The organism is Paenibacillus sp. 7541 (assembly GCF_002276395.1).
In the GTDB taxonomy this organism is placed as follows: domain Bacteria; phylum Bacillota; class Bacilli; order Paenibacillales; family Paenibacillaceae; genus Paenibacillus_AQ; species Paenibacillus_AQ campinasensis.
This window is the reverse complement of sequence record NZ_NQLZ01000029.1, coordinates 64,883-78,040: the sequence shown is the minus strand read 5'-3', so window position 1 is coordinate 78,040 and position 13,158 is coordinate 64,883. Positions and strand designations below refer to the sequence as shown.

Below are 13,158 nucleotides of genomic sequence, written 5' to 3'. Positions count from 1 at the left end.
CAACAATGATAGACTACCCGGGCCAAGCATGCAAATGGAAAACATTAAGCCGCCTCGAAGCCTCGGGCTAAAGAGGGGCTGGTCGGGCGATGATAACTCGTCACGCCTCTTACCAGCAGTGTTGCATTTTTCCTTTCCCCTCCATACAGAAACTGTTAAAATATAAAGGTTGCTGCAAACAGGAGGCATTCATCAATATGAAACTATTACATCAGTCAGCGAAAGATTTGAAACAATGGCCCCGAAATATCAAGCTGTTTTTCCTGGCCAACGTGCTTTACCAGATCGGAACCGGCATGTTCAGCGTGCTCTACAATCTGTACATACAAAACCTGGGGTATGATGACTCCATGAACGGTACGGTCGTCAGTGTTCAGTCGCTGGCAACGGCCCTTATGTTTATTCCTATCGGATTCATGGGAGACCGGACAAGCCGCAAAAACATTCTGGTGCTCGGCGCACTGCTTAGCGGTGCCGGACTCATTGTCCGCTCATTTCTCGAAAGCGAATGGAGCTTGCTCGGACTTGCGATTTATACCGGACTGTTCTCTTCCTTCTTCCAGGTGCTTGCCATTCCGTTCCTGGCGGAAAACACAACCAAAGCGGACCGGATGCGCATCTTCAGCATTCACGCCTCGCTTGTGCTGGCATCCCAGGTGCTGGGCAGCATGGGCGGCGGATTTCTGGCCGACTTCCTGCAAGTGCTCGGATTAAACCGAATCGACAGTCTGAAAATCTCGCTCTTTATCGGCGGAACGGCCACCTTTCTGGCTTTTATTCCATTGTTGTTCACAACCGAGATGAAGAAGAGCGAACAACGAAAATCCGAACCGCCTAAAGCCGCGGCAGACGCTGCCCCCAATCCGCAGCTACAGCTGCAGGATCGGCGCGGCGAGTTCAAGATCATCGGTCAATTCGCTGCCACCCAGCTGCTTATCGGGCTAGGCTCAGGCCTCGTCGTGCCTTACCTGAATCTATATTTTACGAACCGGTTCTCCGTCTCCTTGTCGGCTGTCGGCATCCTGATCTCACTCGGACAGGTAATGACCATTGTGTCCATGATGATCGGACCGACACTGGTGAACCGCATCGGAGCGATCAAAGCGGTCGTCTTCTTCCAGGTGCTGTCCCTGCCATTCTTGCTGCTGACCGGCTTCACCAACATATTGTTAGTGGCGTCGCTCGGATTCCTGTTCCGGCAGGCCTTGATGAATGCAGCCAATCCGATTCAGGCGTCCATTCTGATCGACCGGGTGCCTGACCACCGCAGAGGCATTGCCAACTCCATCACCCAAACGGCGTTCATGCTCGGCTGGGCGACGATGGGACCTGTTCAATCCTCGCTGGTGACAACGTACGGCAGTTATTGGGGCTATGCCATTACCTTCTGCATTACGGGCGTGCTGTATGTCGTATCATCCATCCTTTATTACCGGTTGTTTCGCGAGCGGAAGGACCCGTCCGCCTCGACGACAGCCGCACTCTAGCGGCGCTTCACGCGCGGCTTTCGTTACTGCTGGGGAGCATGTCTTCGAATGTAATAGCTCTCCAGCTTGCGGCTGAGCACCAGCGACACGATAATGAAGGCCAGCACACCTACCAGCTTGAACGGCTGGGACAGCAGATCCGACACATTCGCTCCAATATAGGATACGCAGAACACCATAATCCCTTTCCCAAGCGTAACAGCCAGCAAGTAGGACATGATGTTCATCCGGGCCAGACCGGCAGCAATGTTGACGGCAACGAACGGCCCGACTGGCAATATGCCTAGCAGAAATACATAACTGAATCCGTTCTCCTGAATCCAGAGCCGGCCTCTTTGCACCTTCGGCTTCGCTGCCCAGCGCTCAATGAACGCCGAGGAGGACACCTTCCGGACGATGAGAAACGTCGTCAGACAGCCTGCAACCATCCCGATCCAGGAATATAGAAATCCCGGCCACATGCCATATACAGCAGCATTGACCCCAACGATGACAATCGTGGGCAGCGGCGGGATGAAGGACTTGAGAAAGGTAAGCAAAATGCCCGGCAGCGGGCCAAGGGAACGGAAATTTTCCAGCCATAGCTCCAGGTTGCTTTCTGTGAAATAAGACATGATATCCATATTACCCAACGATATATACAATGAATCCACCCATTTCTCTGGACAATTTCTTCTAGTATAAAGGAAAAAGATCCCCGGGTCCTACAAAAAAATCACGTTCGTATTAGGGTGCGCATTCAGTCACCAACAACAACAGCGCCCGAAGGGCTGCCACAAGCCGTGGCCGTTCTTCGGGCGCTGTTCCCTGGTTCCAGTGACTTCGTTATTGGTTTTCCTTGCCTTTCACTTCGCAGGTTTCATCCGTGCATACTCCGCCATCCCCGTCCTCATTGACGATGACGAGCGGATTCGACTCCGCATAAGCCCGCTGAAGGGCATCTGTGAACACTTCCAGCGGCTGGGCGCCGGACACGGCATACCGGCCGCCGAGCACAAAGAAGGGCACGCCCCGTACGCCCAGCTTGGCCGCCGCCTCTTCGTCAGCACGAACCTCGGTGCTGAACGCCTCGCTATCCAGCACAGCGGCCGCTTCATCCCGGGACAAGCCGACTTCGGCGGCAAGATCGGCAAGGACCACCCGGTCCTGCAGGTTTTGCCCTTCCGTAAAATAAGCCTTGAACAAGCGCTCCGTCATTTCCTTCATCACACCGTGCTGGGACGCATAATGCGCGAGCCGGTGCGCATCGAAGGAATTCGCCGGCACGGCTTGATCCATGCGGTATTCGAGACCGACGCTTGCTGCCTGCCGGGTCACATTCTCATTCGCTGCTTTCGCTTGTTCGATGGACATGCCGTACTTGCCGCTCAGCAGTTCATCCAGCGTCAAGCCCGGCTTATAATTGGCGTTCGGATCAAGCTCGAAGCTGCGATAAACGACCTGAACCTGATCCCGATGAGGAAATTGCTCCAGCGCCTGCTCAAAACGGCGCTTGCCAATATAACAAAACGGACACCCATAATCCGACCAAATCTCCACTTGCATCCCGAAGGCCCCCTCTTTTTTCACATAAAATTCAAAACGATCCGCTTACTAATTGTAACCTTCTATCCGTCCTACTGCAATGGCTTCCGGCTATCCTTCACATCTGGTCTGCTTCGAGCCGAAAAGCAGGTGATGTAACCAGGGTCATCTGCCTGGTGACTGATGAAGCCAAATAAAACAGACAGCCATAGGCTGCCTGTTATTTATATTTGCGCCAATCCATTTCGCTATGCTCGAGCAAATATTCGAAATCATTGTCACGGCGCTTCTGCTCGGCCTTCCGCTCCGCTTCCCGCTGCTGGCGCTCCTTCTCCAGACGCTCGGACTCGCTGGCCTTCAGCGCTTCGGTTGTCGCCTTCAGCTGCTCCAGCACCTGCGGATTCAGCATATCCTTTAGCGTTGCGGGCTTGTCGGATGGCTCCGGTCTCGGCGTATGCATATTACGCTTTTTCTTCGCCAATTCTGCTCACCTCGGTTTCCCCCTTATTATAGCATCTCCGGGCCGCTTTATCAGCCGCCTGACAGCAAGCCGTCAGACAAAGAAATAGCTGATGTAGACCATGATCAGCAGACCCGCGATGAAGGAGTACGTAGAAGGGCGCTCATACCCGTGGCCGTGGCTTTCCGGAATCAATTCCTTGTAGACGATAAACATCATCGCCCCTGCCGCAAACGCCAGACCGTAACCGATCATCCACTCGATATAACTGGCGGCGAAATAGCCTATAACGGCCGAGATCATCTCCATCAAACCGGTCAAAAATACGACAAGAAACGACTTCGCCTTGCTCACCCGGGAATTGATCAGGAACACGGCCAGCACCAGCCCCTCCGGCATGTTCTGCGCCCCGATCGAGATCGCCACCATCGGTCCCAGCCCCTCGTTCTGGCTGGCATAACTGAAGCCGGTGCTCAAGCCCTCGGGAATATTATGGATGCACAGCGCAATGATGACCAGCAGAGATGAGGTATCAAACGAACTGATGCCTGCCCGGTTCTCTACATCGATATGAGGAATATTCCTTTCGATCAAATCCAGAACGAGGATGCCGACGAGCAGCCCGATCGTCAGCGGAATCATCCCCGATTCCTCCAGCGCCTGCGGCATCAGCCCGAATGTAGACGCAGACACCATGATGCCCGCTGTAAAAGCGATCAGAATGTCCTTCCATTTTTCCGACAACGTCTTGACGAACAGCAGCGGAACAGCGCCTAGCACCGTCGCCATCGCAGATATGAGACTTCCCAGCAATGCAGATTCCATACTTTATGTAGTCCCCTTTTCGCAAGTAATACCGAGCAACCCAACATCAATATCATACTCGGAAGCTAGCGCAGCGTAAATGACGGATATAAAAATACCGGCTTCATCAACCTCATCTGTGCAAGCCGATGGGCCCGCCTTCTCATTATATTGTCGTTCTTGACCGGATGATAACCGAAAAAGGCCGAAGATTCGGCTCAGTGTAGCGCCGTCTTCGACCTTTTCTACGTAAATGAATGAATAGCTTGGACTTCCTTGGCAAATCATTCTGCCATCAGGCATCCCTTGTAAGGGCGATCGATGGGACTTGAACCCACGAATGCCGGAGCCACAATCCGGTGCGTTAACCCCTTCGCCACGACCGCCATAAGTTGAACGCATCAAGTGCGTCCAGAAAAATAATGTAGCAGAAATCACCCCAAAAGGCAAATGGTAATTGTTCACATTCCGTAGTTCGATGCCGACCGGCATTTGCTCTCCCGACTGCAACGGTCTATACTGGTGGAGCATTCACCTCGCGCGGGCGGATGCCCGATTATGGCGAGGCTTGTTCAATCACTGGAGGAATCAACCCATGATTTATCAGATCGACTACATATCCGATCAGCTGCGGGTGAAGGGGTATCTCGGATTTCCACCCGACACCGCGATCGATACAATCAAAGCGATGCTTCAGCACATTCAGCGCATGGATCAGGTCTGTGTCATGAACACTTTGGCCTGTTCCCTTCATCACCGCCCCGCGAGCGGGGATCTTCATAAAGACACAGCTTCACTTCCAAACAGCGATGCAGGGGCCTGCCCTGTTCAGGCCTCTGGCCTTGACACGCGTCATGACGCACCGCGCACGCTTGATCTCCAGTCAGCCGAAGGGCTGGCGTATGGACATCATGATCAGGCGGGAACGAACCGTGGCGAGAACATCCCGGATACGGGGCAGCCTGGCGTAGCCGGCCTTATAGCTGACACTTCTATAGCTGGCTCTCAGGTTATCTCCTCCCCAGGCAAAGTCAAATTCCCGCTCATCATCTATTGCCGGGGCGGCATCGGAAGAGTCGGCGCAGTGAAGCTCAAGTGGATCGAAGAGTTTGCCGCCCAGGGCTATATCGTATTCGCGCCTGCCTATCGCGGCAACGAGGGAAGTCAAGGCCGGGATGAGTTCGGCGGCTCGGATACCCATGATGTATTGACCGCTATCCACTGGCTGTCACAGCTGCCCTGGATCGATTCGGCACGGATGCATATGCTCGGCTTTTCCCGAGGCGCAATTAATGCGGCACAGGCGGCTGTAAGGTGCAGCCACATCTCACGCCTGATCCTGTGGAGCGGCGTGTCCGATCTGACCCAAACCTATGAAGAACGGATCGATTTGCGGCGGATGATGAAGAGAGTGATCGGCGGCACGCCTAACAAAGTGCCGGATAAGTACAGACAGCGCTCTCCGCTCCATTTGGCGGAGCAGCTACGCTGCCCGGTTCTGCTTGTGCATGGCACCAGCGATGAGCTGGTGGCAATTGAGCATAGCCACCGGATGCTCCACAGGCTGAAGGAGCTGCGTTACCACGTGGACGCGCATTTTTACCTGGGGCTGCGGCATCACTTCCCTGCCCTGCAGCATGCGGCTGCCATTGAGCGGATGTTCGACTGGCTGAAAAGCCCTGTCCCATATCCGTAAATCATCAGGCTCGAGCCTGTAGTGATTCAGCCAAACATGAAAAAGCACCGGCGAGCCGGTGCTTTTCTGCTGTGTTCAGGCTGAACGCGTACCTACAGCTTGAACCGATAATCCGTAAATTGCAGAGCATTCGTGATGGCAGGCCACACATCCGCTGTCTCTCCGCCCATGTACCAGTAAGCATACCCCGCTAGACCGCGGCTCGCGCCAATCGCATGCTTGAGCGACAAGGAACGCGCATCCTCGGTCCAAATGCGACGCGCATTCCCGCTGAGCGTATAGGAAGCCGTGTATTGCCCCATCACCTCATCCCAGGCCAGCTGAGCCCGGCGCTGGCGGATCCGCTCGCCCTGCTCCACCAGGCTGATGTCCTGGGAGGTCACCGCCGGCCCGAGCTGCCAGTCCCGCGTATACAGCGGGGCGGCGAGGATGCTTTTGCTGGCCGGCACCTGGGTGAGCAGCTTGTTCACCGCACCGGATAGCCAGGGCTGGGAAGAGACGGATCCGGCTTTCGGCGATCCAGACCAATGCTGATCATATCCCATCAGCACGATATAATCGGCATAATGGCCAAGCGCCGCGTAATCAAAGGCGGCCGTCCAATCCGTGTTCAAGTCAGGCGATACATCAACAGACAAGACCGCATTCGCTTTATGCATCTCTGTCGACAAAGAGGCAACAAACGCAGTAAGCCCCGCACGATCTTCGGGCCGCACATTTTCAAAATCAAGATTGATGCCGTCCAGATCGTACTTGTTCACATAACCGCGCAATGCGCTGATGACCGCCTTCTGTTTGTCGGCACTGCTCAGCAGTTGATGCGTGGATTCGGCATTGCCTCTGTTCCCGACCATCGCCCATACCTTCGTGCCGCTTGACCTCGACCATTGAAGCAGCCGGTCATCCGTATGGTCGGTCAATGCTCCGGATGGCTCAAGAAAGTACCAGCGCGGAACAAGCACATCCAGCTCAGCTCGCTTGGCGTAGGCGATGTACTGTGACGCTGTTCCGTTGTAGAGCCAGCCCATCCGAATTGTGGCATCACTCGCCTTCCTCCCCGCTTCCACCGCCGCCGACACATCGCCTGCCGTCAGTGCGCGGTCCAGCAGTGCCGCCGCCTCTTCCCTCGTCATCAGGTCAAGCGGTCGGAACTTCCCCCGGTCGCCTGTCAGCAGCCCGGCATCCGTTGAGTGGGCTATAGCAGAGCGGGCCCATGATGCGATCTGCCATGCATCGCCATAAACGCCTTCCAAATGGCCGGTGTAACCGTCTGTTTGCTTCAGCGCCCGCATCACCATCACGGCAGCCTCCTGACGGTTGATCATGCGATTCGGTTCAAAGAGATAACCATTGCCCTCTACGAGCGAAAGATTGACCCCTGCATGAATGTAGCCATAGTACCAGGCTGATTCATCGACATCCCGAAAAGCTTGCAGATCATTATGTACCGGCTGGAGCTCCAGCATTCGCAGCAGCATGGCCGTAAATTCGGCCCGCGTGACCGGATCTTTCGGTAAAAAAGCCCCTTGTCCATCTCCGTTCACGATGCCTTTGCCCGCCAGGCGAACGATCGCTTCCTGGGCGAAGCTTCCGGATACGTCATGAAACGAAGGGGGACTCGGAGCTTTAGCATAAGCCAATGCATGATTACAACTTGCTGCAGCCATTAAGGACAGCAGCGTGAAAGACAACATCCATTTTTTCACCAGTTACGCCTCGATTCTATCTGTTCAGATATGTTCAACCATATCAGAAGTTGATAGAAGGAAGCATGCATCACTTTCTGGTAATTTTACCTGTCACAGCCGAGAATGACCATTCCGATGCCTCGAACCGTCAAGGTATCGGTCGTCTGATGTTCGATATGGGCAGCACCAAACACCGGCTCCCAGCTTCCCAGCGGTGGAAGGGCAAGTCTGGTCACCCCGGACCTGGTGTGATACAGCACATACAGGTGGCGGTAACGTTCCCCGTTGGCGTGATCTCGCAGCGTGTAGGCGACCGTGTGCGCCGGTCCCTCTTCAAACCGCAAATGCTTCCGGATCTGTTCCGCGTTTCGCATGCGAAAGGCCGGGTGGCGGCGCCGAAGCTCAATAAGCTCCCGAACCGCGCGCACGTCAGCCTGATGGGCAGCCGCCGCCTCCCAGTCGATCCGATTCACCTCGTCGCCTGCATTAAAGCTGTTGTCCACGCCGTGCTTGGTGCGGTAAAACTCCTGGCCGGCATGCAGAAACGGAATCCCCTGGCAGGTCAGAACGATAGCGGTAGCCAGCCTGTGCATGGCCCGTCGCTCCTCTTCCGGAGCATCCTTTGCCGACAGGCTCAGCTTGTCCCACATCGTATGATTGTCATGACACTCGGCATAATTGACACACTGATCAGGCTCGGCGGCAAAGGAGCGCAGCTGCTCCGAATACGTGATCGCCCCGGCAACCGCCTGTTTCACACGCGTCTCGAACCCGGTCCCCCCATTCACGAAGCCGGGCTTGGCCTCATCAAACACTTCCCCTTTCACCGCATCCCGAAGGTCCCCGTTAAAATGAGCCACTCTCGCCATCCGGGGCGCATGCGACTGATTCGCCCGCTCGTTGTCAGGCAGCTCGGTGTCCATGACCCAGCCTTCCCCCAGCATCAGAATCGATGGGTCGATCTGATCCAGCCTGCGCCGAAGCTCATTCATCGTATCCACATCGATCAGTCCCATGAGGTCAAAGCGGAAGCCGTCAATATGGTATTCACGTGCCCAGTGCAGAACCGAATCCACAATATACTTCCGCATCATCGGGCGCTCTGTCGCGCAGTCATTCCCGCACCCCGACCCGTTGGACATCGAGCCATCCGGCTTGTACCGCAAATAATAGCCGGGCACCAGCTTCGTAAAATGGATAACATAACCGTCGTACACATGGTTGTACACCACGTCCATAATGACCCTAAGACCGTGATCGTGCAGCGTCTGGATCAGCGTTTTCAACTCGCGAATCCGCACTTCCGGCTTATACGGATCGGTCGCGTAGGAGCCTTCAGGCACATTGTAATTTTTCGGATCATATCCCCAGTTATACTGCGGCTCATGGAGCCGGGTCTCATCCACGCTTTCAGTCGCGTAATCAAACACCGGCATCAGCTGAACATGCGTCACGCCCAGCTGGGTCAGATGGTCCAGACCGGTTGCAATCTGTGCAGGGCCCTTCGTGCCAGGCTCGGTCAGACCGAGATAGCGTCCTTTCTGGCGCACGCCGCTGCCGGGATGAATGGTGTAATCCCGAATGTGAAGCTCATAGATGATGGCATCGACCGGATGGGCTAATGGCGGGCGCTCCGCCTTCCACCGCTTCGGATTTGTTGTCTGAAGATCCACAATCGCCGCCCGGTCTCCGTTGACCCCCACCGCAGTCGCATAAGGATCGCAAGCTTCATTCCACTGCTCCCCGACCTGAACCAGATAGGTGTAGTATCGTCCGGCCAGATCCCCGTCCACTTGCAGCACCCACGTCCCCTTCACATCGCGCCGCATAGGATGACGCTCCGGCGTCTCGGAATGCCAATCGCTGTACAGCAGCACATACGCCTTGCTCGCTGTCGGTGCCCACAAGCGGAAGCTGGAATGTGCGGGGGTATACGTCAGTCCCAGGTCAGCGCCATCATAGACATACAACTCGTCGAACTGCTGTGATAGAACAGATACTCCCTTGGTCACTTCCGGATTCCCGTAATCGATCCGGATATTCCTATCCTTCTGCACCGCCATTCGGATCACTCCTTATGTCTCTTGCTTGCTTTCAGCACGCGCTGCACCTCTTCATCCGACGGCGCTCTGCCGCCATACCTGGCCACTTCATATAATTCAATCAATTCAGGGGGCAGCTCCGATTCGGCCTCGCCGCCCGTTCCTTTCCAGTGGTCCAGATCACGTCCGGTTTCTCTCGGGGTTAAGGCCGCATTCCAGTGATAGCCTTCCCTGATCTTGCGTGACAATATCCGCCGGTACGTCTGACGCACGGCCGCCGCGTTGTCTGCCGCCGGCTCATCCCTCTGGACGGCAAACCGCCGCCGCAGGCCTTGCAGCAGCTTACGTCCGGCAGGCTCATGCTCGATCTGCTCGATTTCGTCCTCATAGCCAAGCATCTCCTGACCTTCCCGGTGTGAGAAGCGGCGATTCATCCACGCCGAAAGCTTGCGCAGCAGCCGCGGAAGATGCTTGCCCAGCCGGTACAAGGCGAATACCATCGCCGCGATCAGCAGCGCGTATACCAGATAGATCACGATTTGCTCCAGCAACGCCAGCCACGGGGATGGCGAGGGTGTCTCATCGCCAAAAGGCAGCTCCGGCGTCGGCGGAATCACCTCAGGCTCGGGCGGAGGCACCTCGGAAGGCGTAGACTGAAACCATTGAGCGATCCAGGCAGCGAACCTGCGGATCATGTCTCCTACGAACTGCTGCAGTCGCGGAAGAACAACAACGGCCGCTGTAATAAGAAGCAGGATAACAATGAGCGCCCGGTTATGCCGAAGGACGCGGCGCTCCAGCACCGGCGCCCCCTTCCCCGGCAGGGTCTGCTCCAGCACCATTCTCTGATTGAGCACCAGCAGCGTAGCGATCAGCGCCAGCGCGCCGGTCCAGGCCAGCATCGTCCGCAGATCATGCACGGACTCCTGGAAGCTTAGCACGAAGCTTGAACCGCCATGCATCAGCAGACCGGCCAGATAATAGGGACCGGGAAACAATGCATCCCAGCCGTTATGAGCCATCCGGATTCCCCGGTAGCCGGCTGCAAACATCATCGGCCATGTGAACAGCAGCGCCGGACCGGTCCCTGTCATGGCGATCGCCAGCACGGATGCCGTAATGCAAGCCCAGAGCCCGGCAGATGCCAGTCGACTGAGCTTCCACACCCGGGTTCCGGAATATCCCAGCACGTAACCTGCGAGAATGAGCGCAGGCCACCCCCAGAGGCGCTCGGCGGATAGCAAATAGTAAGCCGGAATATAGATAAGCGGAAACAACAACAGGATTTCAACCACGGCCTGAAGCAGTACAACAGGATATCCGATGCCTGAACGATTTATTTTCATGCGGATTCCTCCTGGTCCCCGTCAGCCTGCTGATCCAGTATATGAATCGTTACCGTATGGCCCCGGCTCACAAATCGGCTAAGCATCTCTTCCAGTCGCGGGCTGATATACGTGGACAGAATCAGAATGTCCCGCGCCTCTTCCAACCGTTCCAGCTCCGCTGCCAGATAGTCATGAAATGACATTCTGCGCGTTAATTCCAGCCTTGCCAGGGTGCTCAAAATCTGCTCCTGATGATTCTTCCCCCCGGTTACGGGAATCGAAACATGGGTTTCCTGCTCCTCTTCAAGCGTCCCGTTCGTGCCAAAACCCGCTTCCATCCCTTGTGACAGCAGATGTACGACGATCCCGGCGGTTAGCCGAATGCCATATTCAATCGGCTCCGGCTTCGTCGCATGCGTCCACATCTGCTCGTGATCCTCCACATTCAAATAGATTAGGACGCGGCCGTCCGCAGTCGTATCTCGCTGATGCACCTGCAGGCTGCCTGCCTTGGCACTGGCCTTCCAGTGAATATCCTTGAGCGGGTCTCCCGAACGGTACGCCCGAACGCCAGACTGCAGGAACGGATCTTCCATAATCCAGCGGCGGACGACAAGATCGCCAATCCAGCTGCGTACAGGCAGCTCCATATTGTGCATATCAATCGGGTTCGGGTATACGGTAAGTTCACCTTCGAGCGCCTGACTCCGCACCATCGATGACAGTCCGAGCAGGTCGCCGGAGGTCATCGTGACCGTGCCGAGCTTGTACACCCCTCTGCGGGCAGCGGTAATCTGGTGGCGGCGGACGATTTTGGTCCAGGGCATCAGGCTGAAGAAGCTTTTGTGATTTTGACTGTGCTGGCCTTCGCTAATATCGAGATTCAGCTGGCTTCCAAACAGCAGCCCGGTCCGGAACCGGGACTCCACTCGAAGCCATGGCACCGGAAGCGCCTTTCGATTCTCAATCGTTTCCATCAGCTCGATTTTGTCGCCTTCGTAACAGGAAGAAACCTGAAAGGAGCGGCTGTAACTCAGCTTGCGAAATGCCGTTTTCCGAAATATAAAGCTTTGGAATCCAATGACAAGCGCTGCGAGCAGCAGCATCCAATATGCATCCATCAGAATCCCTCCTAGGACGATACACCCTCTTCAGCCGGCACCGGGACCTCGCTCAGCATACGGCGAATGATCTCCTCCGCCTTCACACCGCCTCCGCGATTCATCCCGAGCCCTTTAAGCTGAAGACGGTGGGCCCATACAGGCTCCGCAAGCTCCTTCACATCATCAGGGACAACAAAGCTTCTGCCATGCAGCACAGCCTGTACCTGCGCCGCCTTCAGCATCGCCTGGCAACCCCTCGGGCTGACTCCGATCGCAACAGACGCCTCCTGGCGGCTGTATTCCGCCAAAGCGACGATATAAGACAGCATCTCATCGCTGACATGCACGCTGCTGACGATTTCCCTCGCCTTGATGATACTGTCAGAAGACGCCACCGCCTGAAGCTCCTCCAGCGGCTGCCTGTCCTTAAAGCGCTTTAAAATTTGAACGCTTTCCGCGGAAAAAGGATAGCCCATGCTCAGCTTGAACAAAAAGCGGTCCATCTGGGCTTCCGGCAGCGGAAACGTTCCCTGCTGCTCCAGCGGGTTCTGCGTTGCAATGACGAGGAACGGCTCGGCAAGACGATGAGTGACGCCATCGATGCTGATCTGCCGCTCCTCCATGCATTCCAGCAGGCTGGACTGCGTACGGGGCGTTGCCCGGTTGATCTCGTCGGCCAGCAAAATGTTGGTGAACAGCGGGCCGGCGCGGAATTCGAATTCCGATATTTTCTGATTATAAAAATAAATGCCGCTCAAATCCGACGGCAGCAGATCCGGTGTGAACTGCACCCGCGTAAACTGACAGTTCACCGATTTGGCGGCCGCTTTAGCCAGCAGCGTTTTCCCCGTGCCCGGCACATCCTCCAGCAGTACATGCCCTGCGGTGACCATTGCGATAAATAACTTGTCAATCATAGACTCTTTCCCTACGATGACCGTCGATACATTGCTTCGTATTTGTTCGGCTAGCTGACGAACATGATCCAGATTCTCGATCGTAATCCCTCCTCATCCTTTATCATCG

Annotated in this window: 11 protein-coding genes and 1 tRNA gene; 2 read left to right on the top strand and 10 right to left on the bottom strand. The window is 55.8% G+C overall.

The window, feature by feature from the left end:
* The first annotated feature begins 197 nt into the window (after nucleotides 1-197).
* Nucleotides 198-1,487: an MFS transporter gene (locus tag CHH75_RS17825; RefSeq protein ID WP_095398820.1), complete on the top strand. Its 1,290-nt coding sequence runs from the start codon at nucleotides 198-200 to the stop codon at nucleotides 1,485-1,487.
* Between the two features lie 23 nt (nucleotides 1,488-1,510).
* On the opposite strand, the gene CHH75_RS17820 is transcribed toward CHH75_RS17825, so the two are convergent.
* From CHH75_RS17820 to CHH75_RS17795, 5 genes are all read right to left on the bottom strand, one after another.
* Nucleotides 1,511-2,101, bottom strand: coding sequence for a TVP38/TMEM64 family protein (locus tag CHH75_RS17820; protein WP_095266277.1), 591 nt, complete (start codon nucleotides 2,099-2,101; stop codon nucleotides 1,511-1,513).
* Nucleotides 2,102-2,312: 211 nt separating this feature from the next.
* Nucleotides 2,313-3,032 carry a DsbA family oxidoreductase gene (locus tag CHH75_RS17815; RefSeq protein ID WP_095398819.1) on the bottom strand — a complete coding sequence of 240 codons (720 nt, stop codon included), beginning with the start codon at nucleotides 3,030-3,032 and terminating at the stop codon, nucleotides 2,313-2,315.
* Nucleotides 3,033-3,231: 199 nt separating this feature from the next.
* On the bottom strand, nucleotides 3,232-3,492 hold the full coding sequence (locus CHH75_RS17810; RefSeq protein ID WP_095266244.1) for a YqkE family protein: 261 nt from the start codon (nucleotides 3,490-3,492) through the stop codon (nucleotides 3,232-3,234).
* 72 nt (nucleotides 3,493-3,564) lie between these two features.
* The gene (locus CHH75_RS17805) at nucleotides 3,565-4,296 is read right to left on the bottom strand and encodes a ZIP family metal transporter (RefSeq protein WP_095266243.1); all 732 of its coding nucleotides are present in this window, start codon (nucleotides 4,294-4,296) and stop codon (nucleotides 3,565-3,567) included.
* 292 nt (nucleotides 4,297-4,588) lie between these two features.
* Nucleotides 4,589-4,661 (bottom strand) — tRNA-His (locus CHH75_RS17795).
* 209 nt (nucleotides 4,662-4,870) lie between these two features.
* Here CHH75_RS17795 and CHH75_RS17790 point away from each other — a divergent pair.
* A complete protein-coding gene (locus CHH75_RS17790) occupies nucleotides 4,871-5,971 on the top strand; it encodes an alpha/beta hydrolase family protein (RefSeq protein WP_255223061.1) in 1,101 nt (366 codons plus the stop codon).
* Between the two features lie 92 nt (nucleotides 5,972-6,063).
* Here the strand turns inward: CHH75_RS17790 and CHH75_RS17785 are convergent, their stop codons facing one another.
* The 5 genes from CHH75_RS17785 to CHH75_RS17765 form a co-directional block, all read right to left on the bottom strand.
* Complete coding sequence (locus CHH75_RS17785; protein ID WP_255223060.1) at nucleotides 6,064-7,638, bottom strand: S-layer homology domain-containing protein; 1,575 nt, start codon at nucleotides 7,636-7,638, stop codon at nucleotides 6,064-6,066.
* Between the two features lie 125 nt (nucleotides 7,639-7,763).
* Nucleotides 7,764-9,722: a type I pullulanase gene (pulA, locus tag CHH75_RS17780; RefSeq protein ID WP_095398816.1), complete on the bottom strand. Its 1,959-nt coding sequence runs from the start codon at nucleotides 9,720-9,722 to the stop codon at nucleotides 7,764-7,766.
* 5 nt (nucleotides 9,723-9,727) lie between these two features.
* The gene (locus tag CHH75_RS17775) at nucleotides 9,728-11,047 is read right to left on the bottom strand and encodes a DUF4129 domain-containing protein (RefSeq protein ID WP_095398815.1); all 1,320 of its coding nucleotides are present in this window, start codon (nucleotides 11,045-11,047) and stop codon (nucleotides 9,728-9,730) included.
* Nucleotides 11,044-12,150 (bottom strand): DUF58 domain-containing protein, encoded by a 1,107-nt coding sequence (locus tag CHH75_RS17770; RefSeq protein ID WP_095398814.1) that lies wholly within the window; start codon nucleotides 12,148-12,150, stop codon nucleotides 11,044-11,046. Before CHH75_RS17770 ends, CHH75_RS17775 begins: the two co-directional genes overlap by 4 nt.
* A gap of 11 nt (nucleotides 12,151-12,161) precedes the next feature.
* Nucleotides 12,162-13,130, bottom strand: coding sequence for an AAA family ATPase (locus CHH75_RS17765; protein WP_483310957.1), 969 nt, complete (start codon nucleotides 13,128-13,130; stop codon nucleotides 12,162-12,164).
* Nucleotides 13,131-13,158 lie beyond the last annotated feature (28 nt).

Excerpts from the sequence above, each read along its gene's own strand:
- CHH75_RS17825 (WP_095398820.1), top strand. The coding sequence starts at position 198 with ATGAAACTATTACATCAGTCAGCGAAAGATTTGAAACAATGGCCCCGA.
- CHH75_RS17820 (WP_095266277.1), bottom strand. The coding sequence starts at position 2,101 with ATGTCTTATTTCACAGAAAGCAACCTGGAGCTATGGCTGGAAAATTTC.
- CHH75_RS17815 (WP_095398819.1), bottom strand. The coding sequence starts at position 3,032 with ATGCAAGTGGAGATTTGGTCGGATTATGGGTGTCCGTTTTGTTATATT.
- CHH75_RS17805 (WP_095266243.1), bottom strand. The coding sequence starts at position 4,296 with ATGGAATCTGCATTGCTGGGAAGTCTCATATCTGCGATGGCGACGGTG.
- CHH75_RS17790 (WP_255223061.1), top strand. The coding sequence starts at position 4,871 with ATGATTTATCAGATCGACTACATATCCGATCAGCTGCGGGTGAAGGGG.
- CHH75_RS17785 (WP_255223060.1), bottom strand. The coding sequence starts at position 7,638 with ATGGCTGCAGCAAGTTGTAATCATGCATTGGCTTATGCTAAAGCTCCG.
- pulA (WP_095398816.1), bottom strand. The coding sequence starts at position 9,722 with ATGGCGGTGCAGAAGGATAGGAATATCCGGATCGATTACGGGAATCCG.
- CHH75_RS17775 (WP_095398815.1), bottom strand. The coding sequence starts at position 11,047 with ATGAAAATAAATCGTTCAGGCATCGGATATCCTGTTGTACTGCTTCAG.
- CHH75_RS17770 (WP_095398814.1), bottom strand. The coding sequence starts at position 12,150 with ATGGATGCATATTGGATGCTGCTGCTCGCAGCGCTTGTCATTGGATTC.